The 22,979-nt window shown below is 60.4% G+C and carries 25 protein-coding genes, 1 tRNA gene and 1 pseudogene; 19 read left to right on the top strand and 8 right to left on the bottom strand.

What is annotated here, in order from left to right; all coding sequences use genetic code 11:
• Window positions 1-5: 5 nt before the first annotated feature.
• A complete protein-coding gene (locus tag PHW69_03260; GenBank protein MDD4004206.1) occupies window positions 6-539 on the top strand; it encodes a phosphatidylglycerophosphatase A in 534 nt (177 codons plus the stop codon).
• A complete protein-coding gene (locus PHW69_03265; GenBank protein MDD4004207.1) occupies window positions 521-1,510 on the top strand; it encodes a hypothetical protein in 990 nt (329 codons plus the stop codon). Before PHW69_03260 ends, PHW69_03265 begins: the two co-directional genes overlap by 19 nt.
• Window positions 1,511-1,608: 98 nt before the next feature.
• Here PHW69_03265 and PHW69_03270 read toward each other — a convergent pair whose 3' ends face one another.
• From PHW69_03270 to PHW69_03295, 6 genes and pseudogenes are all read right to left on the bottom strand, one after another.
• Entirely contained in the window at window positions 1,609-3,765 is a 2,157-nt protein-coding gene (locus PHW69_03270) for a hypothetical protein (GenBank protein MDD4004208.1), read from the bottom strand.
• A pseudogene (locus PHW69_03275) lies at window positions 3,762-4,412 on the bottom strand (DUF4159 domain-containing protein). Before PHW69_03275 ends, PHW69_03270 begins: the two are co-directional and overlap by 4 nt.
• Window positions 4,413-4,507: 95 nt before the next feature.
• Window positions 4,508-6,565, bottom strand: a complete 2,058-nt coding sequence (locus tag PHW69_03280; protein ID MDD4004209.1) for a VWA domain-containing protein — start codon at window positions 6,563-6,565, stop codon at window positions 4,508-4,510.
• A gap of 3 nt (window positions 6,566-6,568) precedes the next feature.
• Complete coding sequence (locus tag PHW69_03285; protein ID MDD4004210.1) at window positions 6,569-7,456, bottom strand: DUF58 domain-containing protein; 888 nt, start codon at window positions 7,454-7,456, stop codon at window positions 6,569-6,571.
• Window positions 7,453-8,346 (bottom strand): tetratricopeptide repeat protein, encoded by an 894-nt coding sequence (locus tag PHW69_03290; protein MDD4004211.1) that lies wholly within the window; start codon window positions 8,344-8,346, stop codon window positions 7,453-7,455. Before PHW69_03290 ends, PHW69_03285 begins: the two co-directional genes overlap by 4 nt.
• On the bottom strand, window positions 8,343-9,326 hold the full coding sequence (locus PHW69_03295; protein MDD4004212.1) for a MoxR family ATPase: 984 nt from the start codon (window positions 9,324-9,326) through the stop codon (window positions 8,343-8,345). Before PHW69_03295 ends, PHW69_03290 begins: the two co-directional genes overlap by 4 nt.
• A 342-nt stretch (window positions 9,327-9,668) precedes the next feature.
• Between PHW69_03295 and PHW69_03300 the strand changes: the two genes are divergently transcribed.
• The 12 genes from PHW69_03300 (at window position 9,669) to PHW69_03355 (ending at window position 17,892) form a co-directional block, all read left to right on the top strand.
• The gene (locus PHW69_03300; GenBank protein ID MDD4004213.1) at window positions 9,669-10,418 is read left to right on the top strand and encodes a MotA/TolQ/ExbB proton channel family protein; all 750 of its coding nucleotides are present in this window, start codon (window positions 9,669-9,671) and stop codon (window positions 10,416-10,418) included.
• Window positions 10,419-10,432: 14 nt separating this feature from the next.
• Window positions 10,433-10,852 carry a biopolymer transporter ExbD gene (locus PHW69_03305; GenBank protein ID MDD4004214.1) on the top strand — a complete coding sequence of 140 codons (420 nt, stop codon included), beginning with the start codon at window positions 10,433-10,435 and terminating at the stop codon, window positions 10,850-10,852.
• The gene (locus tag PHW69_03310) at window positions 10,852-11,559 is read left to right on the top strand and encodes a TonB family protein (protein MDD4004215.1); all 708 of its coding nucleotides are present in this window, start codon (window positions 10,852-10,854) and stop codon (window positions 11,557-11,559) included. The genes PHW69_03305 and PHW69_03310 overlap by 1 nt, the downstream gene beginning before the upstream one ends.
• Before the next feature lie 29 nt (window positions 11,560-11,588).
• Entirely contained in the window at window positions 11,589-12,140 is a 552-nt protein-coding gene (locus PHW69_03315; GenBank protein MDD4004216.1) for a hypothetical protein, read from the top strand.
• On the top strand, window positions 12,137-13,099 hold the full coding sequence (locus PHW69_03320; GenBank protein ID MDD4004217.1) for an NAD-dependent epimerase/dehydratase family protein: 963 nt from the start codon (window positions 12,137-12,139) through the stop codon (window positions 13,097-13,099). The genes PHW69_03315 and PHW69_03320 overlap by 4 nt, the downstream gene beginning before the upstream one ends.
• 110 nt (window positions 13,100-13,209) lie before the next feature.
• Window positions 13,210-13,929 (top strand): YggS family pyridoxal phosphate-dependent enzyme, encoded by a 720-nt coding sequence (locus PHW69_03325; protein ID MDD4004218.1) that lies wholly within the window; start codon window positions 13,210-13,212, stop codon window positions 13,927-13,929.
• 39 nt (window positions 13,930-13,968) lie between these two features.
• Window positions 13,969-14,232 carry a DUF167 domain-containing protein gene (locus PHW69_03330; protein ID MDD4004219.1) on the top strand — a complete coding sequence of 88 codons (264 nt, stop codon included), beginning with the start codon at window positions 13,969-13,971 and terminating at the stop codon, window positions 14,230-14,232.
• Between the two features lie 6 nt (window positions 14,233-14,238).
• Complete coding sequence (gene mtnA / locus PHW69_03335; GenBank protein ID MDD4004220.1) at window positions 14,239-15,309, top strand: S-methyl-5-thioribose-1-phosphate isomerase; 1,071 nt, start codon at window positions 14,239-14,241, stop codon at window positions 15,307-15,309.
• 14 nt (window positions 15,310-15,323) lie between these two features.
• Window positions 15,324-15,686, top strand: a complete 363-nt coding sequence (locus PHW69_03340; protein MDD4004221.1) for a divalent-cation tolerance protein CutA — start codon at window positions 15,324-15,326, stop codon at window positions 15,684-15,686.
• A gap of 9 nt (window positions 15,687-15,695) precedes the next feature.
• On the top strand, window positions 15,696-16,259 hold the full coding sequence (locus tag PHW69_03345; GenBank protein MDD4004222.1) for a Maf family protein: 564 nt from the start codon (window positions 15,696-15,698) through the stop codon (window positions 16,257-16,259).
• A complete protein-coding gene (locus PHW69_03350) occupies window positions 16,256-16,879 on the top strand; it encodes a hypothetical protein (GenBank protein MDD4004223.1) in 624 nt (207 codons plus the stop codon). Before PHW69_03345 ends, PHW69_03350 begins: the two co-directional genes overlap by 4 nt.
• A 65-nt stretch (window positions 16,880-16,944) precedes the next feature.
• Complete coding sequence (locus PHW69_03355) at window positions 16,945-17,892, top strand: FAD-dependent oxidoreductase (GenBank protein MDD4004224.1); 948 nt, start codon at window positions 16,945-16,947, stop codon at window positions 17,890-17,892.
• A 79-nt stretch (window positions 17,893-17,971) separates the two neighbouring features.
• Here the strand turns inward: PHW69_03355 and PHW69_03360 are convergent, their stop codons facing one another.
• Both PHW69_03360 and PHW69_03365 read right to left on the bottom strand, forming a co-directional pair.
• The gene (locus PHW69_03360; protein ID MDD4004225.1) at window positions 17,972-19,432 is read right to left on the bottom strand and encodes an FGGY family carbohydrate kinase; all 1,461 of its coding nucleotides are present in this window, start codon (window positions 19,430-19,432) and stop codon (window positions 17,972-17,974) included.
• Entirely contained in the window at window positions 19,432-20,700 is a 1,269-nt protein-coding gene (locus PHW69_03365; GenBank protein ID MDD4004226.1) for a PD-(D/E)XK nuclease family protein, read from the bottom strand. Before PHW69_03365 ends, PHW69_03360 begins: the two co-directional genes overlap by 1 nt.
• Before the next feature lie 124 nt (window positions 20,701-20,824).
• Here PHW69_03365 and PHW69_03370 point away from each other — a divergent pair.
• The 5 genes from PHW69_03370 to PHW69_03390 form a co-directional block, all read left to right on the top strand.
• A tRNA-Arg gene (locus PHW69_03370) sits at window positions 20,825-20,896 on the top strand.
• A 349-nt stretch (window positions 20,897-21,245) separates the two neighbouring features.
• Window positions 21,246-21,794 (top strand): sigma-70 family RNA polymerase sigma factor, encoded by a 549-nt coding sequence (locus PHW69_03375; protein MDD4004227.1) that lies wholly within the window; start codon window positions 21,246-21,248, stop codon window positions 21,792-21,794.
• A gap of 71 nt (window positions 21,795-21,865) precedes the next feature.
• Window positions 21,866-22,240: a thioredoxin gene (gene trxA, locus PHW69_03380; protein ID MDD4004228.1), complete on the top strand. Its 375-nt coding sequence runs from the start codon at window positions 21,866-21,868 to the stop codon at window positions 22,238-22,240.
• Window positions 22,230-22,430, top strand: coding sequence for a 4Fe-4S binding protein (locus tag PHW69_03385; protein MDD4004229.1), 201 nt, complete (start codon window positions 22,230-22,232; stop codon window positions 22,428-22,430). The genes trxA and PHW69_03385 overlap by 11 nt, the downstream gene beginning before the upstream one ends.
• A 133-nt stretch (window positions 22,431-22,563) precedes the next feature.
• The coding region (locus PHW69_03390) for a hypothetical protein (GenBank protein MDD4004230.1) at window positions 22,564-22,979 on the top strand (416 nt) is incomplete at its 3' end.

Consider the following 22,979-nt stretch of genomic DNA (forward strand, 5'->3'; position numbering starts at 1 on the left):
AAGCCATGCCCGACAGCAACAACGCGCCCGCATTGGACGGCATCCGCAGGAACGGGCCGGTGGCGTTTGCGATACGCCTGCTGGCCAGCGGACTGTTTATAAGCCTGCTGCCCGCATGGCTGCTAAAAGGCCGGAAAAACACGGGCGCCGGGTTTATGGGCACCGTCGCGGCGGTTGCCACGGTGCCGCTTCTGCCGGAAAATCCTGCCGTTTACACGGTGTTTCTGGCGGTATTTACAGCGGGCGCGATATGGATAAGCGACCGCGCGGATTTCGGGGCCGGCCAGCCGGACGATCCGCGCATTGTAATAGACGAAATCGCAGGCTACTATTTCGCCATAGCGTTCCTGCCTAGAACAACCGCCGCGCTTTTGCTATGCTTTATATTGTTCCGGCTGTTCGATACGCTCAAGCCGTTCGGCATAAAAAAGCTGGATATGATAAAAAACGGGTTCGGCGTCGTGATTGACGATGTCGCGAGCGGAATCGCTGTAAACATATTAATGTGGATCGCCTATTTATGCGCAATACGGCTTTAAAATTTCTTGCGGTTCTGCTGGCAGGAACCGGCCTGCTCTGCGGCTCCGCCGCGCAGGCCGCCGGCACGAATTCCGAACCGCCCGTTCTGCCGCCGGCGCAGGCGCAGCCCGCCGAACCGCCAGCAATTTCCTCCGCCGTGCCGCCCGTTGGCGAAAAAACCGCGCCCCGGCCCGACGCGCCGGATCAGACGGCCCCCGCGACAGCCTCCGCCGCTCGCAAAACAGCCGCATACGATTATGACAATCCGGCCGTGCCGCTCAGCGGCATCGTGCTGATGCCCACTTCCTATCGCGGTCGCGGGCTCAACACCATCGGCCTCAGCCTTGATATCAACGCCGCCTATTACATAGGCCGGCTGTACGGGAAAAACTCGTTTGACTGGACGCTCAACAAAAAGAATTACCTTGACCGGATCGGGCAATGGATGCTCGCCGTTGACGGAAAAATGATGGTGCAGACCGAAGGCGACTGGCGGCCGGCCGTAGCCGCCGGCGTATTGGGCATGTTCACGTTCCGCGATTCCGGCTCGTCGAAGCTGGATGATCCCACGGTAAACGTGTCGGTTAAATCATCGCAGGGGGTCGGTTCGGCTTATGTCAACGCCAGCAAACGCTTTTTTTCGCACCGCCTGCTGGCCACGGCCGGTTATATGCAGGGGACTTTCGCGAATGTTTTTCCGCTGCTGAGCGAATTTCTGACCGACGAATCCATCTCGCTCAGCGGCCACCCCGGCCAGACCGCCACCTCGCCAAACATCATGTACGGCGGCATGCTGTTTATGATAACCCCGAAATATCCGATCGGCTTTGAAGTGCTTATCCCGCAGGGCGCGGCGTTAAACCCGAAACTGGTCAATTTCCATCTGGGTTCGCTGCTGAAACTGAATTTCGAAGTGTCTTATCTGGCATTCGACGGGGGCTGGGATGCGCTCGGCATGATCCAGTTCCGCTACACTTTCTTCCCGAAATAAAACTGGCTATTGCGCGCGGCAGGCCGCGCCGGATCTCCTTTTTGCCAGCTAACGCTTTTACCCCTGATACCGCGTAGACTTGCCGCGCGCAGGTTCATTTACAAAATGCCTTTTAACCGGCGGACAAGCCATTCCGCGGCCAGCAATGCCAGCACAAGCGCGCCCGCGGACCAGAGCGAACAGACCTGTTTGCGGGACAGGGTTTCTTCCGTTTTTTCGGGCGGGGGGAACCCGGCCGCCCAGTCCTTCAGTTTCATTTCGGCGGGCAGATAGGCCCGGCCGCCCGATTCGGCGGCGAGCGCGGAAATTGCGTTCAGGTCCGACACGTCGGACTCGCGCGGACGGACCGGAAAAACCGCGGTGTCAGCGCCCAGCGCCGCTCCGCCGGAAACCACCGCCGCGCGCACCGTAACGCGCCCGCGCGCAAGCTCCGGCAGCTCGGCCTGAAAAACTCCAGGCCGGATAAAGTTGAAAAACAGCGGTATTCTCCGGCCGTCCGGGTAAACCGCTTCGGCGGTGATGGCGGGAGTCGCGTCATTCAGCGGATTTCGGTCCCGGCCCAGCGCCCTGAGCGTGAACACGCCGGTTTCGCCTTCAGCCAGAGCGGACAGGTCAGCCGACAGGCTGACCGGCCTGATATCAAGACTGCCGTTAAGGTATGCCAGCGCTCCGGCCCAGAACAGGTTATAGGAGGCCGAGGCGGCCGGATTATCCGCCGCGAGCATTTTCCACCGCCAGGTAGATGACGCGCCCATAGCCATTACCCGGCCTTTTCCATACCGCCAGGCCCCGGCCATAAGATGATTTTTTCCGTCCGGCCCGACAGCCGAAAAAACCGGCTCCGCGCCTTTTTTCAGGCCCTGAAAAAGCGTAACGCCATAAACCGGCGCCAGCTGCAGCCACAGGGTTTCCGATCCGGTGGAATCGCCCGCCAGTTCCGTCACCGGATGGCGGTGCGGCCGCAACCGCATCTGCCAGTCGGCAAACGCGGCCGGCCCGGACGAAATTTCCACCGGCAGCGTTTCAAACAGGGCGGGCGGATTTGCCGCCGGCGAAAAAATATTGTCGGTGCCCATCGCCAGCAGCGCACCGCCTTTTTTCACGAATTCCGCGAGCGACAGCGCATACGCAGGCGGCAGGCCGAGCCGGTTGAAAGAAAAATTATCCAGTATGACCACATCGAACAGATCAATGTCGCTCACGAAAATCTGCTCCGCCGGAAACTGGATAAGCGACAGCTCATTCTCCACCGCCGGCACATAATTTTCCGGGTTGCGCAGAATAACGAACGTAACCAGTTCGTTGTTGGGATCGCTCTTGATATAATCGCGCAGCAGCGAATAATCATAAGACGGCCGCCCGCACAGATACATTATCCGTCTTTTTTCATGGATCACCTGCCAGTTCAGCTCGCGCAGCACGGCTTTCACGCCGGGCGCGGTTATTTTAAGCAGGACGTGCTGCGTGCCCAGCGCTTGCGCGCGCACGGTCAGGGTGGCGGCAGTCACTTCATAATCACGCGCGGGCACGAAAGAAGCCGACGCGACCGTCACTCCGGCTTCGCTCGCCGTAACATTCACCGGCCAGCCTTTGAGTCCGCGCGCGGTAACGGACACTTCCAGTTTCTGGGGCAGGTGCAGAAACGCGAATTCGGAATACTTTACCGGCCCGGCCCGCAGATCCCGGGCCGAGGGCAGCACTCCCGCCGCGATAAAATCAACGGGAACGGAAGTTTTGGCGGAACGCAGCGCGCCGCGTTCGGCGCGGCTGTTGCCGTCGGTAATCACCAGAATGCGCGCAGGCGGGGGATTGATCCGCGTCATAACGCCGCCGAGCGCGCCCGCCAGGTCTGACGCGCCGCTCTCCGGCTTGCCCGGACTGGCCGGATCCAGCGGACGCAGCCCGCGCCCGAACGCGAAAAACGACGGCTCCGAAAATTTTTGGAGCGCGGCGCGGTTCACGCGGCACCAGTCCGCCGCCTGCCCGAATTTATCCGCGCCGGACGGGCCGGACGGGCCTTTCATGTATACCGACGAATCAACCAGTACCGCAAGGCCCGGAAATTTTTCATACCGGCGCACTTTAACCAGCTCCGGACCCAGCGCAAGCAGCGCAAGCGCGCAAACCGCCGCAAGCCTGAGCGCCCTGACCGCGCGCGGCAGACGCCTGCTCCGCGCGAGCAGCCACATCGTGGCCGCCGCGGCCATAACCGCCGCAACCGCCGGCCACACCGGCGCGGTAAACACGATTCTCATTGCTCGCCCCGCTGGCGCAGGCGCTGCAGCAGAAAAGGCTGATGCACGGCGTCCTGCTTGTAGGTGCCGGTCAACGCGTACATGACAATGTTAAACGAAAGCATTTTCCCGGCCAGCCGCTGCTGCTCGCCACCGGGTGTGCAGGGGTAAAGCGGACTGCCGAACGCATCCACGGGCCATACTCCGGGCAGATCATTTTTGGAATAAAACAGCACGGTCCGGCCGCCCCAGTCCGCCCCCTCCATATAATCCGCCACGCGCCGCCGCCCCTGCGGCGACCTGATCAGGAAAAAACTGCGGTAAACCGCGTGTTCCCGCGGCAGGATTTTCAGCTACGTTTCCGGCAGCGTGTTGCGCAGGTTGCGCCTGAGCCAGCGGTCAAACGAAGAAACCGGCTGGCCCGAAGTGTCCTCTGTCCACAGCGTGCCTCCGCTGAGCAGATGCGCGCGCAGACGGCGGCTTTCCACTTCTGTCAGATCACGCGGAGCGGAGCGGCAGGCCAGAAAGATAAACGGATACTCAAACACCTTCTCATCCGACAGTTTCACAGAACGCGCGCCGGGATCCGCCCTGACGCTTGAAACCGCCGTCATGAATTTATGCAGTTCGGGGTAGGGATCGGGATAACCCGCGCATTCCGGCCCCATTTCCAGCCCGGCCCAGAAAAATGTATTGCCGTCCGCCGCGCGGGCCGCGCCAGCCGCGCAAAAAACCGCCGCGCACAATCCCAACAGCAGCCGCCTCATGCCAGCCCCGCAAGGAAAAATTCAAGCGCGAGCAGCGCCAGCGCAAAAGCCAGAACCGGACCGAACAGTTCCAGCCCGCCGGCGCGCGCGAAAAAATCGCCCGCGGGATCCTGAAACTTCAGCACCGTCCACGGCGGAGCGGGCGCGGGTTCGGTGACGCTTTCGCCCGATCCCGAATCGGGATTGACCGCGAACGCGGTGTCCGCGCCGCCGTAAGCCCTGGCGGCAACCCGGTAGATGCCCGGCTCGTCGGTATCCGGGAACTCGTAAAAACCGTTTGCCGGCCTGACCTGCCGGGCCGGGCCGGCGGCGGGCGTGTAATCAACAGGCCCGTTCAAGTCGTCCGACACCGGCAATTTAAACGGCTCGCCTATAACCGCGCCCAGGCCCCGCACGGAAATTCTCGTGTTGCCAAGCCGGGCCGCGGCGTAACCGGCCCAGACGGGAAAAACGGGGCGGAGCGCAAAATCGGTCCAGGCCGTTTCCAGGCCGGGCGTCCAGAAAAACACGCGCCCTTTCCCGGCCGTAATTTCCGCGAACGCCGGATACTCCGCCTCGCGGTACTTTATTTTCCAGCGCGCCTGCGCGCCGTCCGATAACGTGGAAAGCAGAAAACCCGAAATTTTTATATCGCCGAACTGGTAGCCGGCCCAGTCAAAATCACCGGCGGAAGCGGGCGGCACGAGCCGCGCCCGGGCTCCGCCGGCCGGCTCCGCCCGCAGCGGACGGACTGGCAGAATATCCTCCATAAACCGGAATGCCGACGGCTGGGTTTGCGGCCCCGCCACCAGCAGCAAATGCCCGCCGGCCAGAACAAACCGGCGCAGCAGTTCGGCCTGCCGCGCGGTTATTTCGGAAAAACCGGCCGCGATAACACCCTGATAATCCGACAGCGCGAGGTCCTGCAGCCGCGCCAGATCATAAAACAGGCAGGAAAAACCCGTAACGTTTTCGCCCAGCACGCTTTTGAGGAAATGGCCGCCGTGTCCGCGCAGCAGAAACTGCGGATCGGACGACAGACATAAAAGTTTCGGCGCGCGCGGCACGCGGAAAGCGAACCAGCGGGAATTATCGGCTTGCAGCGCGTCAGGCTCCATAAAAACGCGGCCCGTCAGCGTCCCGCCAGCCGCGCCGCCTGCGGGCCAGCTGGCAAAACCGGTTCCGGCCTGCCGCTCGGTGATGGCGACACGACGCAGAGCCAGACCGTTAACCTGCCCTGCGGCGGCCGCGCCGGACCGTATCCGCCCGATCCCGCCGAACTGCGCCGACAGCAGCGGAACCGTTTTAAACCCGCCGTCAAGCAGGCCTGCCCCGTTAAAGGAAACGGATGAAACCCACCTGTTGTCCAGCCCGGCGGGCAACGCCGTGCCGTAAAGCTCCACCTCTGGCGAGTAGCCGCGCACGGAAGCCGCGCCGTCTGGCCCCAACCCCTTAAACCCGCGCGCGAAACCGTCCGTCAAAACGATAACCGCCTTCTTGCCGGCTTTTTCCGCGCCCAGAAACGCGAACGCCTTTTCAAGCGCGGGCCGGTAATCGGTGACCCGCCACGACGGCGTCATTCCCGCCAGCCGGGCCGCCGCCCGGGCCGGCGGCTCCCAGGAGAGCGGACCGCCTTCCCAGCGGTCGGAAAACGCGCCCACGGCCACTTTGTCGGCAGGCCCTAACCGCGAAATGATGCTTGAACCGGCATCCTTTAAAATGGCGGACACCGGCCGCCCCGCAAACTCCGCCCGGGTGGAGTAGGACAGGTCGAGCAGAACCACCGCACTGACCGGCACGTCCCGCGCGGACTCCGCAGGCAGCCGTCCCGGCAGCCGCTCCAGCACCGGCCGCGAGAACGCCAGAATCAAAAGTCCAACCGCCAGACAGCGCAGGCCAAGCACCGCCGCCCGCAAAAACCGCCGGCCGCGCAAATTTTTCAGATAAACTTTTCTTACAAGGTACAGCCCGGGAAAATTGACTTTCAGCGCGCGTTTCAGAACCAGATAATAAATTGCAAGCGGCAGCAGCGCAAGCGGCAGGAAATACAGAAGATGCGGCGCAAGAAACCTCATCGTCTACCGCCGCGCAAACATGGCCGCGATCCGTTCCAGCACCGACACCACCGGCGCGTCAGTGGAACAGGGCAGGCAGCCGATCCCCGTGCGGTTGAGCGTAACACGGCAGAACTCGCTCCAGCGCGCGAATTCGCGCTCGTATTCGCCGGAAAAAACCGCCGGATCAAAATCCAGGCGGCTGTTATCCTCCATATCCCGCAGTTCGGTGCGGCCGCTCCAGTGCAAACGCCGTTCGGCCGGATCGGACAGATGCAGCACCGTAGCCGAATTGCGCGGCGTTTTAAGCGCGAGCGCGGCGCGCAGCGCGGCATCGTTTTCTTCGAGCAGATCGGTCAGCAGAACCGCCGCGCAGCCGCGGCCTCCGCCGGACAGAAAATCGGAAATCGCGCGGCGCATATCGCCTTTGCCGGACGGGCTGGCACAGCCCAGCGCGCCGTCAAATTCCTCCAGCGACGAAAGCGTGTTGCCCGGACGGGTTTTAAGCGATATCCGGTCCTTGAGCACGCAGACGCCGCAGGAATCGCCCTGCAGAATAAACAGGGCCGACAGCGCCATCGCCAGCCGGCAAGCGTATTCCCATTTGGTGTAAAGCGCAAGCGGCGAGCGGAAATCCATCGAGGCCGAACCGTCCACCAGCAGGCAGATCTTGAGGTTCTTCTCCTCCTGGAACTGCTTGACGTACATCCGGTCGGTGCGGGCGAACACTTTCCAGTCAAGAAACCGTACGCTGTCGCCGCGCGAATACTGGCGGTGCTGGACGAACTCCTGCCCGAACCCGATCTCCGCGCTTTTATGTGGTCCGGCCATGCCCTGCACCGAATCCAGCCCTATCCGCACACGCCCCAGTTTCTGGATACGGGCGATGGCGGCGTTATCAATATATTTCATTTACGCCTGCCCGCCGTTCCGGGCTTTGCCGCACTGCCGGTTTTGGCGGGCTTTGCGGATTTAACGGACTTGCCGGATTTCGCGGAAGCCGCCTTGCCGCCGGTTCCGTTCTGTTTTTGTTTCGCGCCGGGCTTTACGGACGCGAGCAGCCGCGCGTATTTCGCTTCGCCGTTTGAAATCCGAAGTGCGTTTTCAAACGCGGCCGCGGCTTTGTCCGCCGCGCCCGCTTTCAGTTCCAGCCTGCCCAGCAGCGCGTAAGCGTCGGGATAACCGGGGCCCCATTCTATCGCGCTGCTCACGTCGCGGCGTGCGGCTTTGAAATTTGACAGGCCATATTCGATTTCCGCTTTTCGTAAAAGCAGGAAAGCGTCTTCGCTGTTTCTGGACAGCGCGGCATCAATATCGGCAAGCGCTTCTTTGGGCTTTCCCAGCCCCGCGCGCGCCAGTCCGCGCAGGGCATAGGCGTCATGCGTGTCGGCGCCGGCCGCAATGGCAGATTCGGCGGCTGCCAGCTGGGCGGCATAATCGCGCTTTAACGAATAGATCGTGGCGGACCATTGAAACGCCAGCGCGGCGGCTTTTTTATCCTGCGCCGCCCGCCCGAAATCCGCCAGCGCGCGAGTAAAGTTGGCGGTGCGGAAATGCGCCAGTCCGCGGTTTAAAAAAAGCTCGCCGCTATGCGGGTAATACCTGGCCAGCCGGTCGTACACTTTAAACGCGCCGGCGTAATTCTGGCGCAGCAGATAATTGTCGGCGCGCGCCATCGCCGCGGCAAAATCGGGACGGCGGACAGGCCGCATCTGTATAAGCCCAAAAACCGCAACCCCGCCGGTAACCAGCGCAAGGCCCGAAAAAAACATCATTTTCTGAAGGGAATCCAACTGTTTCATAACGCCTCCGCCACCAGCCGGCTGATAATCTCGTCCGGGCGGATCCCGTCCGCCTCGGCCTGAAACCCCGTGATGATGCGGTGCCGCAAAACCGGCGCCGCCACATAACGCAGATCGTCGGCCGAAACCGCGAACCGGCCTTCCAGCAGGCACCGCGCCCTGGCCGCCAGCACCAGCGCCTGGGAAGCGCGCGGCCCCGCGCCCCACGTCACCCATTTCGACACATAATCAGGCGCATCGCCGTCCGGGCGCGACGAGCGCGCCATTTTAACCGCCGCTTCTATAATTTCCCGCGGCACCGGCACGGCGCGCACCAGCTCCTGAAGCTCCGTCATCTCGCGCTGGTCCAGCACTTTATGCGCGGAAGCGGCGGCAGGCGCGGCGGACGAGGCGATCAGCTCTTCCTCCTGCCGGGACGGGTAGCCCACGTTGATCTGCATCAGAAACCGGTCCAGCTGGGCTTCCGGCAGGGGATAAGTGCCTTCCTGCTCGATCGGGTTCTGGGTCGCCAGCACGAAAAACGGCGGCGCGAGTTTGCGCGTAACCCCTCCGAAAGTGACTTCCTTTTCCTGCATCGCCTGCAGCAGGGCTGCCTGGGTCTTGGGCGGAGTGCGGTTGATTTCGTCGGCAAGCAGCAGATTCGCGAACACGGGCCCTTCGATATAGCGGGCCTCGCGCTTGCCGGTTTCATGATCCTGCTCGATAATGTCATATCCGGTTATATCGGACGGCATGAGATCCGGCGTGAACTGGATGCGGCTGAATTTCAGGTCCAGAATTTCCGCGAGCGTGGACACCATAAGGGTTTTTGCCAGACCCGGCACGCCGACGAGCAAAGCGTGCCCGCCGGAAAACAGGGTAATCAGAATCTGACTGGCGGTTTCCGTCTGGCCTACGACGGTGCGCCCGAGCTGCTCGAAAATCAGAGCGCGCGCGTCGCGCAGTTTGCCGGCCAGTTTCAAATCATGCTGTTGCGCCATAGTTTCCCCGTGCGGATTAATGAGAACATTATAGGATTTTGACTCTCCGCAGCACAACTTTATTTGAAACGCCGCGCGCCGGATATTCCGGCGCGCGGCGTCTAAAATGGCAGGGCTGCCTATTTTGGGGGGTAGGTGAGGGAGGCAGCCCTGGTAAACAGATCTTAACATAAAACCTTTTTTTTGTAAATAGCGATTTATTCGCGCTATTGAGGCTGCCGCAGGAGCCGTCCTGGCGTTCTGTAAACGCGCTGTAAATTAAAAATCCATATATTGATTCGCCGCTCTGCCGCGGCAGCGGCATAAATGTTATAATTTCGTATCCGACTGACGGGAGGCTCAATGCACACGGGCTGGAAAGAACTTATCATGGCGGGCGGGCCGGTACTGGCGTTGCTGGCGCTGCTGTCAATTTACTCGCTGGGAATAATATTCGAACGTTTTGCCCATTACCGCAAGGCGCTGGCGAACGCGGACGAATTCATAAAGGAAATCAAACGGCTTGTGCGTGCCGGCCAGAAAAACAAGGCCCGCGAAACATGCGAGGGCGATAAAACTCCCGCCGCAAAAATTCTCACCCGCGCGCTGCACGCGCAGGGCGGCCCTGTCGAGAAACGCGAATACATCCTGTCCGCCATAGACTGGCAGGTTACCCGGCTTCAGCAAAAACTGCCGATACTGGCCACGATCGGGAGCACCACTCCGTTTATCGGGCTGTTCGGGACGGTGCTGGGCGTAATGAAGGCGTTTAAGGATCTGTCGGCCTATTCCGGGGCGGGCGCGTCGGTCGTGGCGGCCGGCATAGCGGAAGCGCTTGTCAACACCGCGGCAGGACTGTTTGTGGCCATTCCCGCCATATTCGCCTACAATTATTTTACCAGCCGGACAAACCGGTTTTCCAAAGAGATGGAATACGCGTCAGAAGAAATACTCAATCTGATGCTGCAGCACGATGATGCCGGGAACGAACCGCTCCCGGTTTCCGCGTCGGGCCGGATCATGCGCCCCGCGCCGCCGGAGCCGCTGCCCGGCGGGCCTGAACCGCGCCGCGCCGCGCCCGTCGCGCCGACCGTGCGCAACGCGGGCCTATAAAAGGAGCACTCCTGATGCGCTGCAACCGTGAACGCCGGGAACTGATGGCGGAAATGAACATGATTCCGCTGATAGACATTTCGCTTATCCTGCTGATAATTTTCATGGTGCTTACGCCCGCGCTGGTGCAGTCGCAGATAACGGTGCAGCTGCCGCAATCCTCGACGGGCGCGAAAGAATCCGCGGACGACAGCGTCATCACCGTTGAAATCCAGAAAGACGGGCGCGTGAGCGTGCTGGGCAAGCGGATCCGCGTTGCGCAGCTGGAGGAGGAGCTTATCCTCAGGCTGGCCCGTTCCAGCCGCAAAACGGTGCTGGTGCAGGCTGACAAATCGGTGCCGGTGGACATGGTGGTGCGGGTATTTGATACCGCGCGCAAACTCGGCGCGGCTAGACTCGGCATCAGCGTAGAGGACAGGATCAGGCAGAACTGATGGAAATGCGCCGTTACTATCTGTATTCCGGCATGGCCCACGCGGGACTGCTTCTGGCGGCGCTGCTGCTGGTAAAGCCCGCCGCGCCACGGCAGATTTTTCCTTCCTATACCGTGGATTTCATAGGCGGCACGGAAGCCGCCCCGGTAAGCGATTCAAAACCCGCCGGGCCCGAACCGGCGGCGCCGGCGCCTAAAACCGAACCCGCCAGGAAAACCAGGCCGGCGAAACCGGTCAGCGAAAAATTCCGCGCGCCGAAAGACAAAGCAAAAGTTCTGAAAGAGGATCCGCCCGCGGCCAGTGAGCCGGAAAAACTGACCGCGCCCAGCGTGCTCGAAGAGGAACCTGCCGAAAGCCCGTCCGCGCCGCAAAACGCCGCCGCGCAGGGAGACGCTGCTCCGACCGGGATTTCGGCGCAGTTTCCGAACTTTCCCTATCCCTGGTACATAACGCAGGTGCGGCTGGCTTTATGGAATGAGTGGTCGTCTCGGATGCCGCGCAGCGGAAACATTTCCTGCGTGATCGCGTTTTTCGTCAGGCGGGACGGAACCGTACGCAAAATTGACGTTGAAAAAAGCTCCGGCAACAAGCTGTTCAATCTGGCGGCGCTGACCAGTGTGGAGAACTCCGCGCCGCTGCCGCCGCTGCCGGCCAGCTACAAAGAACAGGAACTGGCGGTTCATGTGGAATTTAAAATAGCGCAGTAAGCCGCCGGAAACAGCGGCAACGGATGAGCATGATAAAACGTCTGGCCATAAACCTGCTGGTGCATTTCGCTTTCGTAGTCTGTTATCCGTACCTCGGGCCGCATGGCCTGCTGTATGCAGCGCTGTCATTCACGCTGTGGAGCCTGTTCATCATGCTGGGCGGGCTGGTGCTTAACATGCTGAGGTTTTTGCTCGGCCCGCTGAAATTCCTGGAAAACATACTGCTGTTCGCCGTTATCGGGCTCGCGCTGGCGTATGTGATGCCGCAGGCCGACGGCGTGCGCGTGATAACCAAACTCAAAAACCGGCAGCTGCCCACCGGAAAGGACATCAAACACGGGCTCACCGCTTTCGGACTGGACAGGGCCGGCAAACGCACCGCCGAGGCCGTCACCGCCGAAACCCGCAAGGCGGTGAACGCGCTGGACAAACGCGCCGCGCCGGTGGCCGCCATTGCTGCGGAAAAAATAGCGAAAGCGGCGAAAAAAGTGGAAAAAAAAGCGGATGAAATTTCCGAAAAAGCAAAAAAATCCGCAAAACAGGCGACCGCAGACGAACCTGCATCCTCCGGCGGAAAATGAAAACAATACTGATCACCGGCGCGACCGGCTTTCTGGGCCGTAACATTATCGCCAGATTAAGCGGCCGGCCGGATATTAAACTGCGGCTGGGCACGCGCCGCCCCCGGCCAGCCGGCCAGCCGGGCGTGGAATACGTCAAAACCGATTATGACGACCCGCAGACCCTGCTCGCCGCGACCGCCGGGGCCGACGCGGTGCTCCACCTCGCCGCGGCGGTGGCGGCCACCAGTTATGAAGAATTCGAGAAAGCCAACGTCCAGCCCACCCGCGCGCTGGTATCGGCGTGCGCGCGGCAGGAATGTTCGGTAAAGACGTTTGTGCTGGCGTCGAGCCTGGCGGCGGCGGGCGCGTCGCCCGACGCGGCCTCGCCCCGGACCGAAACCCAGCCGGAAGCTCCTGTTTCCGATTACGGGCGCACCAAACTCGCCGCCGAACGCGAACTGGCGAACCTGCCGGATCGGGTCAGGCGCGTAATTCTGCGGCCGGCTGTAGTGTACGGCAAGAATGACGCCGGGATAGACACCCTAGCCGCCTGGGTGCGCCGTGGCCTGATGTTAAGCGCGGGACCGGCCGACACGAAATTCAGTTTCATCTTTGTGGAAGACGCGGCGGACTGCTTCATCACCGCGCTCGACAACGCTGACAGACTGAACGGCGGAAAATTTTTCATCTGCGAACCGCGCGCCTATTCGTGGGAATATTTTATCAGCACGATGGCGATCGCCATGCATAAGCCCACCCCGATTATAGCGACTTTGCCGCCGGCTGTAGTCAAATTTGCGGGCAACGTCTACGGAAAACTGGCGGCCCTTACCGGCGCCAAACCGGTATTCAACGCCGACAAAGCCCGCGAAGCCGGCGCCGGCAACTGGACCGCTTCACCCGCCGCGTGGATGAATGCATCGGGCAAAACCGGCTGGGTTACGCTTGCCGACGGCCTGCGCAAAACATTTTCCTGACAAATCCAGTTTCCGCTGTCGCCGCGCCGGTCAGGCGGGTGCTGTTTTGCCGTGCCGCCGCATAACCCTGCCGGGTTGCGGAAATAACCAAATTTTGATAGAATATGCAAGTGGGAAACGGCAATTTCACGCAGGCAACCGAACACACAGATTCCCAGCCGCTCCGCAGGTTCGCGGAAGTTGCTCGGCGCATTGCCGCCGCATGCGAACGCGGAGGCAGGGAACCCGGCACCGTTTCCGTTATGGCGGTAACAAAATACGCCAGCCCGGCCGCCGTAGCGGATCTGATTAACAACGGCCTCATTTCATGTATTGGAGAGAATAAAGCGCAGGACGCCGTCAAAAGGTGGGCCGGGCCGCCGCTTGCCCAATACCGGAATCTGGTCAAACGCCACTTTATAGGGCACCTGCAAAGCAACAAGGCGGGCAGGGCGGTTGAATTCGCGGACAGCATAGACTCCATTGACAGCCTGCATCTGGCGCAGGCCGTGGCGCGCAAGGCGCAGGAAGCGGGGCTGGTCATGCCGGTTCTGATGCAGGTAAAACTGACCGCGCTCGGCACGCAGGGCGGCCTGAACGAGCGCGAAGCCCGCGCGCTGGCGGAAACCGCGGCCAAACTGCCGGGCCTGAAAGTAAACGGCTATATGGCGATCGCGCCAGTGGCGGAAAACCCGGAGGCACTGCGCCCGTATTTCCGCCACATGAAACAGATTTTTGACGCGGATTTTCCGGCGGGCGGGGTTTTATCGCTGGGCATGAGCGGGGATTTTGAAGTGGCGGTGGAGGAAGGTTCCACGCTGCCGCGCATAGGAAGCGCTATTTTCGACTGAACGCCGGCTGACGCACGGCGCACTCCCGGGAGGAAAGAGATGATCGTAAAAGTAAGAATCATACCCAAATCACCCGATAACGAAGTAGTCAGCAGAATAGGCAGCGTGCTGCGAGTAAAAGTCGTGTCGCCGGAACTGGACGATGAGGCGAACAACACGCTCCGTGGCTTTCTGGCGGATTTTTTTGACGTGACGGCCGGCGCAGTAAACATCATCCGCGGCGCAAAGGGCCGCGAAAAAACCGTTGAAATAAGCGGCAAAAGCGAAGAAGCGCTCCGCAAAGTGATGGATTCCATTCCGTAACCGGAAATGATACAGAAACTTGTCTGGCGGCATTCCCGTCTTGACATTCTCGATCAGCGTTTCTTGCCCGCGAAAACCGTTTTTGTGCGGGCGGCAACGCCGGACCAAACCGCAAAAGCTATCAAAGACATGGTTACGCGGGGCGCGCCGCTTATCGGCTGCGTCGCCGCGTACGGTTACGCGCTGGCGCTGCGGGCGAAAACCCCGCCCGACTGGGCGCGCGCGCGGCACACGCTTGACGCCGCCGCCAGCACTCTGAAAGCCGCGCGTCCGACGGCAGTGGCTTTAGCCTACGCGGTTGACCGGCTGCACGGCAAAGCGCTGGACTACATGGCGGCGCACAGCGACTTCACGAACCGGTCGCTCGCCGGACTGACCGAACTGCTCGACCAGGAGGCGCAGGCCGTTTTTGACGAAGACGTGCGGGCCAATGAACGGCTGTCGGCAACTGGCGCGAAACTGCTGAAAAAACGTTCCACGGTAATCACGGTCTGTAACGCGGGCACGCTGGCAACCGCGGGAATAGGCACGGCGCTGGGCGTCATATACAAAGCTTTTGAGCAGGGCAAAATCGAACGGGTGTACTCGCTCGAAACGCGGCCCTATCTTCAGGGCGCGCGCCTTACCATGTACGAGCTGATGCATAACAAGGTGCCCGCCAGCCTCATCACCGACAATATGGCGGCTCATATCATGGCTACCAGCGAAATAAGCGCGGTGATCGCCGGGGCCGACAGGATTGCCTCTAACGGCGACACGGCCAACAAAATCGGCACCTACATGCTAGCGGTATTGGCCAGATACCACAAAATTCCGTTTTACATAGCCGCACCGGTCCCGACAATAGACCCGGCTATGAAAACCGGCGCGGATATCCCCATAGAAGAACGCGCCTCCTGCGAAGTATGCCGGTTCAATGGCCTGCGGATCGCGCCGGAAGGCGCGCAGGCCCGGCATCCGGCTTTCGACGTGACACCCGCCCGGCTCATCACCGCCATAATAACCGAAAACGGGCTGATCTCGCCGGTCAACCGCAAAAACACCATGAAGGCGTATAATAAAGGCGTGGCGCTGTAATTCCTGAAATAACGATGAAAATTCAACATAATCGCACACAAAGCAGTACCGGGCACAGCGTTGTTCTGATAACGGTGCCCGACACCGCCACCGCCGACACCATCGCCTCTCGCCTGCTGGAGCGGAAACTGGCGGCCTGCGTGCACATCCTTCCGGCCATAAAATCGCGTTACTGGTGGGAGGGGAAACAGGAAACAGCCTCCGAAATTCTGTTAACGGTCAAAACGGAAACCGCGCTGGTGCCACTGCTGATCCGCGCTGTCAGGGAAATACATCCTTATAAAGTGCCGGAAATAATCGCGCTCCCCGTCACGCACGGCAATCCGGCTTATCTGGCATGGATAACGGATTGCTGCCGGCGCGACCCGCGCGCATGAAAAGACTCTATGGAAAAACTCATACTTGCTTCCCAATCGCCGCGCCGCCGCGACCTGCTTGCGCAGGCGAGGATCCCTTTTGAAACAGTTGCGCCGGACGTGCCGGAAGACACAGTCCTTACCAGGCCCTCCGCCATCGTAAAGGAACTGGCGTTGCGAAAAGCGCTCGCAATCGCCGGCCGTTATCCCGGCCGGACAGTGCTGGGCGCCGACACCATTGTATACTGCAAAGGCCGGATTCTGGGCAAACCGGCGGACGAAGCCGACGCGCTGGAACTGCTGCGTCTTGAAAACGACTCCTGGCAGACCGTATACACCGGAGTGGCTCTGGTGCTGAAAAACCAAAACGTGAAACTGTGCGGCTATGAAATTTCCCGCTGCCGCGCGCGGCGGCTTACGGAACCGCAGCTCCGGGAGCTGGCAGCCAAGCATCTCGACAAGGCCGGCGGCTACGCCGTGCAGGACAACGACGACACGCTTATAAAAAAAATCGTCGGTCCGTTCGACAATGTGGTGGGCCTGCCGGTCGGACTGGTGCGGGAAATGCTGCACAAGGCGGGTCTTGTTGCATGAAAAAGGCGTTGTGGCTTTGCACGCTGGCGGCCTTTTTTTGCGCGGCCGGTTCGGTTAGCGCGGCCGGCGCGGCGAACGCGCGCAAAAAAAACTCCGCGCAAACGAACGCGCAGGCCGGCTATCTCGCTTCGCTCATCGGTGTCGTTGACACGGCAAAAACACGGCTGGAGCAGGCGCAGCGGGACGAAAGCGCGTTCTACCGCCGCCTGGGCTGGGACAACGGCCGTGTGCGCGGCCTGATTGACCTCAATACCTTCCTGCCCTGCCTTGAAAAACGCCGCGCGCTGGCCAAATATTACGGCGACAGCGCCGCCTCAGCCCGCGGCGCCCCGGTGCCCGCGAAACACACCGCTTCGCACAGAAAATTCATAACCTATCTGGCCGCCAGGGAAGCCGCGGAAACCGGCAAGCTGGCCCGGATAGACCAGCTGCTCGCCGATTGGAAGAACTCGCTGGAGCAGGACGAAAAAACCGCCGTCTTTCCCGCGGACAAAATCCACCAGACCTTCAACTTCTGGCCCGCCGACCATGAGGCCGACACCCTGCGCCGCGACTGGGCCGCCGCTTTTAACCGCGAATACAACAAAAAAAGAATTAACCGGGCACCAGCCGAGTTGTAAAACTGCGCGCGCTTTATTATACTTTCATTATTAAAGTCCATATTCTGTCACTGGGGCGGGAAACCATGATTCAAAAAGACATTATTATCATCGGCGCGGGCCCGGCCGGCTGCACCGCCGCGATTTACGCGTCACGTTCCGGGTTCGACTGCGCGCTGATAGGCGGCTCGGTGCCCGGCGGACAGCTTTTATATACCAACAGCATCGAGAATTTCCCCGGCGCGACCGGCGCGCCAAGCGGGTTCGAACTGATAGACCGGATACACAAGCAAACCGCGCAACTGGGCATCGAAATCATACGCGACAACGCCGACCGCCTTGAACTGGACAAACCGCCTTATGTGGCGACACTGGCCGGCGGCCAACAGTATTGCGCCCCGATAGTCATAGTAGCCACAGGCGCGAACGCGCGCTGGCTGGGGCTGGCCTCGGAAGAGAAATTCCGCGGGCACGGAGTTTCCAGCTGCGCCACCTGCGACGGCTTTTTCCAGAAAGGCCGGGATGTGTGCGTGATCGGCGGCGGAAACACCGCTCTGGAGGACGCGATTTTCCTGACAAAATTTGTAAACAAAGTCTATCTCGTCCACCGGCGCTACGAGTTCCGCGCGGACGAGATTCTGGTGGCTGCGGCCAAAGCGAACCCGAAAATCGAGCTGGCGCTCGACAGCGTGCCGGTCGAATTTACCGGCGCAGACGCGCTTGACGGCCTGAAAGTCAAAAACATCAAAACCGGCGCGGAACGCACGCTTGCCTGCAGCGGCGCGTTTGTGGCGATCGGCACGATTCCCAATATAAACCTTGTGAAAGGCCAGCTGGAACTGGACACCGAAAACTATATCCGGGCCGACGCGCACTGCCGCACCTCCAAAGACGGGGTTTTCGCGGCTGGCGACGTGATGGACCCGTACTACCGGCAGGCTGTGATCGCCGCGGCAAGCGGCGCGCGCGCGGCTATCGCGGCGGGCCATTATTTACAGAATCTGGCCTCCCGCTGCCCCGCAAAACAGCCTTAAACCCGGCACGCTTGTCTTGTAAAAAGGCACGCCCCGCTGAATTCAACGCGGGGCGTGCTCAAAAAAAGAATCCGGCAAATTATCCGGCAAGCCGATGGCCCAGTTCGATGCTTAACCGCGAGAAATCGCGCCAGCGCGCCAGCGCCGATTCCACTTCCTGCGGGCCCAGTTCCGGCATAAAAACCCGGTCAGTCGCAAGCCCGGCCCATCCGGCCGGCTCCAGCCCGCCGTCCCGCGCGAGCAGATATGCCGTGCCAAACGACGTTATTTCCTTAACCGCCGCGCGCTCCAGCGGGAACCCGAAGATCGCGCTTTGATAAGAAAGCAGGTAATCGCAGTCGGACAGCCCGCCCGAAGCGCGCCCGCTGTTAATAACGACTCCGCTCTTGCGCATAAGCAGCACGTTGTCGGCTATGCAGTGCGCTATTCCGTCAAGCGCGCCGCGCACTATATCGGCCGTCGTGGTGGTGGGCAAAATGCCGGTGATGACGGGCGAAACGTCGAAATCCCAGTACGGCGAGCCGAGCCCGCCCAGCGCGGGCAGAAACATGACCGGATTGACAGACTGGCGGCACAATTTTTCACAATCGTCGTAATTAAACGGAACCCCGACGCTTTTAAGCCAGTCAAGCGCGGAACCGGCCGAATTTACGCTGGCTTCCAGCAGATAGGAAATTTCATCGCCGTTCTGGCACGCGATCGAAGTAAGCAGGCCGCGCACATCCGCGGCGTCCGCGCCAGTATTAGCCAGGAAAAACGCGCCCGTGCCGTAATTAACGGCGGATTGGCCCGCGCCGACCACACCCATGCCGATCGCCGCAGACTGCTGGTCGCCGATCGAAACCCGGATCGGAATACCCGTATCGGCGCACAGTCCATAATCACCCACCGACGGGCGCACTTCCGGCAGGGCGGACGCGTATACGCCGAACTCGCTGATCAGCCTGTCATCCCAGCGCAGGTTATGGATGTCGTATATGAGCATGCGCTGGGCGTGTGTCGGATCGCAGGCGAACACTTTTCCGCAAGTAAGCCGCCAGACGACATAGGCGTTAAGCGGCCCCGCGCACAGCCGCCCGGCGCGGGCGGCACGGCGCACTTCCAGCAGGTTTTCAATAGCCCAGGCGATTTTGGGAGCGGCGTAATACTGCGTTTTATAAAGCCCTGTAATGGCGTGCACCTCGTCCTGCGTGGCGGACACGGTGTCGAGCATCATGGAGGCGCGCCCGTCCTGCCAGCTCAAGAACGGAGCGAGGATCTCGCCGCTCGCGCGATCCCACAGCGCGACAGTGGAGCGCTGCCCGGTGACGCCAAGCGACACCGGCGACCAGCCGGCCGGCCGGATTTCGTCAAGCAGGCTGTGATAGGCGCCCAGCGCGGAGTCGCCAAAAAACGCGCCGTCATACTCCGCCAGGCCGGGCCGGGGGAATTCCGCCCGGATCGGACGCCGGACAACGGCCACCGTCCCGCCGTCGGCTGAAAACGCCATCGCGCGCACGCTGGAACTGCCCAGATCCAGAACGATAAAACAGTCTTTCATCAGTCGTCAATGCCGGAGCAGTCGAGATGCGACTGCCGGTTATACCGGCCCAGTTTTTTCAGGGCGGCCCGGGCGTCCTCGTCCACGGCTTCGTCCGCCAGCAGTTTTTCCACGGTAGTCTGGGTAGGCACGAGCACCTTTTTAAGCAGGCCGGTTTCCTTTAAAAATTCAATCACTTTCTGCCGGTCTGGAAACGACCAGTTCCCGCAGGTTTTAAGCCGCACCTTGTATTTGCGCCCGAAATGCTGGACATATTCCTTGTCGTTCATCAGCGCGATTATTTCGGTGCGCAGTGCGTCCAGATCGCGGCCCAGCTCCTCGTGGCGGGCGAAAAGTTCGCCGTAGCGGTCCACCTTGTCGGTCAGCGGATCGGATGGGAACGCCGGCTCGGCTTTCGCCGGCGCCGCTTGCGCGGGCGCGGCGGAGGGGGAAACGGCAGGCGCGGCGCAGCCGGGCCGAGCCGGGCCCGCCGGCTCGGCCAGCCGGCCGGACGCGAACACCGGGCACAGATTTTTATAATCGCAGAACCGGCAGGCTTTTTCGCCGGGCGTCGGTTCGAATTTCTCCGCGCGGATATTGTCCGCCACGGCAAGCACTTCTTTCCAGAACGCTTCGATTTCGAAAACGGACGCCGGATCGAAAACATTTTCCTTGAGGTTTTCAAGCTGGTAAAAACTCATCCGCGCGACCTTGATCGCGCCGGAGTAGCCGGTTTTGGCGGCCACCAGATTTTTGACGTCCGGCGACGTTTCTATGACCTTCTGGTACATATTGAGCTGGGCGGGCTCTTTCACGACCGTCTTGCCGGTTTTATAATCAACTACGGACAGCTGCCCGTCACCCAGATAATCAATGCGGTCCACCACGGAAATCACGTTAAGCCCGTCAATCGGGAGCTTGACGAACATTTCCACCGAAACCGGCACCGCAAGCGTGGCCTTGTGTTTTTCGTAATAGCCGGTGAGGAGTTTTATGCCGTGCAGGAAATCGTCATGCTCCCTGGAAATGTCGGAATAGCCTTTTTCCTCAGGAGTTTTGGTGTGCCAGTCGCGCTCGAAGACGCGCAGCACCTCGTCGAGCGACGGGAAAGGCGGCGCATCCACCCGGTACAGAAATTCCAGCGAGGCGTGTATGCTGTGCCCGAATGAAAAATAGGTTTTGGGTTTTTCCGGTATTTTGTGAATATAGCGGAATTTATATTTCTGCGGACATTCCTTATAGAGATTCATCCGCGAATACGAGAAATCGAGCAGTTTTGTTCGTGCCATTAGTACAACCTCTAATCAGATTATATATTTTATACTATTTTGCGAATATGCGAAGCGTTTTTTGACAATACACCCCGCGCGACGGTATAATATAGGTACGGTTTGCGTTTTTTCAAGCCGCAATGCCCCCATAGCTCAATGGATAGAGCACCTGCCTTCTAAGCAGGGGATAGAAGTTCGATCCTTCTTGGGGGTATTTTCATACCCCCGAAAAAGCAGACCAACTGCTTGGTCTGCGTGAAGGATCGAAAGGCGGAGCGATGTCGCGCCATGCGCGACCGCGAGCCGGGGGCGCGGCCGGGGCCGAGTGCATATGAGGCCGGGAGCCGTGCCCGATCCGACTTGGCCTGGGGGTATTTTCATACCCCCGAAAAAGCAGACCAACTGCTTGGTCTGCGTGAAGGATCGAAAGGCGGAGCGATGTCGCGCCATGCGCGACCGCGAGCCGGGGGCGCGGCCGGGGCCGAGTGCATATGAGGCCGGGAGCCGTGCCCGATCCGACTTTCCATTGACCCGCCCCGTCCAATAACCTAATATTATGCGGTATGCCGGATAACGAAACCGACCTGATAGCCCGCGCCCGGCTGGGCGACAATGCCGCGTTTGAAACCCTCGCCCTGCAATACCGGGACAGGCTTTTCGGCATCGCGGCAAACGTGTGCGCGGCAATGCCGTCCGAAACCGAGGATGTGGCGCAGGAAGCCATGCTCTCGGCGTTTACGCATATAAAGACATTCAAGGCCAACTCGGCGTTCAGCACCTGGCTGTACCGGATCGCCGCGAACAAATGTTTCGACCGGATACGCCGCGCGAAAATCCGCGGCTGGACGGAACTGCCGGAAGATAACCAGAAAGGCCATCCGGCCGGTGCGTCGGCAAACGAGGACGCGATTAAAAACGAGCTGTCCCGCGCGGTCAACGCCGCGTTATCGGCCTTGCCGCTGGACTACCGGCTCGCCGTAACGTTATGCGATATTGAGGGTCTGCCCAACGCGGAAGCGGCCGCGCGCCTTAACATTACGCTCGCCGCGCTTAAAGCGCGCCTGCACCGGGGCCGAGCACTGTTGAAAGAACAGCTCAGGAACTCCGCGTAAAAAATACCCGCGGATCCTTTTTGCCCGCTTCCGCGTCTAATGAGTGAAGGCAAGAAACGAGGAGGCGCGTCATGGAACACCTTACAGCGCAGTCATTTAAAACCAAAGTATTCGATTACCAGGCCAGCAGCGAATGGAAATTCTCGGGAGAGCGGCCCTGCATAGTGGATTTTTACGCAGAATGGTGCGGGCCGTGCAAAATGCTTTCGCCGGTGCTTGCCGAAGTGGCTGAGGAATACGCCGGAAAAGTTGACGTTTACAAAGTGAACACGGACGAGGAGCAGGAGCTCTCCGCCGCGTTCGGAATCCAGAGCATTCCCACCCTGCTGTTCGTGCCGCAGACGGGCAAACCCGCCGTCGTGCAGGGCGCTTTGCCCAAGGCCGGAGTAAAGGAAGCCATTGAAAAAGTGCTGGGCGTCAAACAAGGAGCCGACAATGCCGGATAAAAAAGCGTATATTGACGAAAAACTGTGCGACGGCTCGCCTTTCTGCGCCGTGCGCCGGGCCTGCCCCGCAGGAGCGGTGACCCAGAAAAACGGCGTATTGGGCGGAACCGCTGTCGTGGATCCCGCCAAATGCATCGGCTGCGGGAAATGCGCAGCAGTCTGCCCGCACAAAGCCGTGCGGCTGAACTGAAAGCAATAATAATCCCCGTAAATGAACGCGAAACCGCCCTGGCAGGCGGTTTCGCGTTTTTATTGTTTCAGGATATTGCCATTACGGGCTTATGTGTCTATAATGCAGGTGTACTTTTCAAGGAGAAAAGAAAATGGAAAAACCCACTAAAAAACCAAATTGTCCCAATTTTTCGTCCGGCCCTTGCGCCAAGCGCCCCGGCTGGACCGTGGAAGCCCTTAAAAACGCGCTGGTCGGCCGCTCGCACCGCTCCAAACCCGGGAAAGCCCGCCTCAACGAAGTTTCCGAACGTATGAAAAGAGTGCTCGGCCTGCCGAAGGATTACAGGATAGGGATAGTCGCCGGCTCCGACACTGGCGCGGTCGAACTCGCCATGTGGACGATGCTCGGCTCCCGCCCGGTGGACATGTTCGGCTGGGAATCGTTCAGCAAAGGCTGGATTACCGACGCGGTGAAACAGCTCAAACTCAAGGACGTGAACGAATATAAAGCCGATTACGGCAAGCTCGCCGACCTTTCAAAAGCCAACCCGAAACACGTTATAGATCG

The organism is Elusimicrobiaceae bacterium (assembly GCA_028700325.1).
In the GTDB taxonomy this organism is placed as follows: Bacteria; Elusimicrobiota; Elusimicrobia; order Elusimicrobiales; family Elusimicrobiaceae; genus JAQVSV01.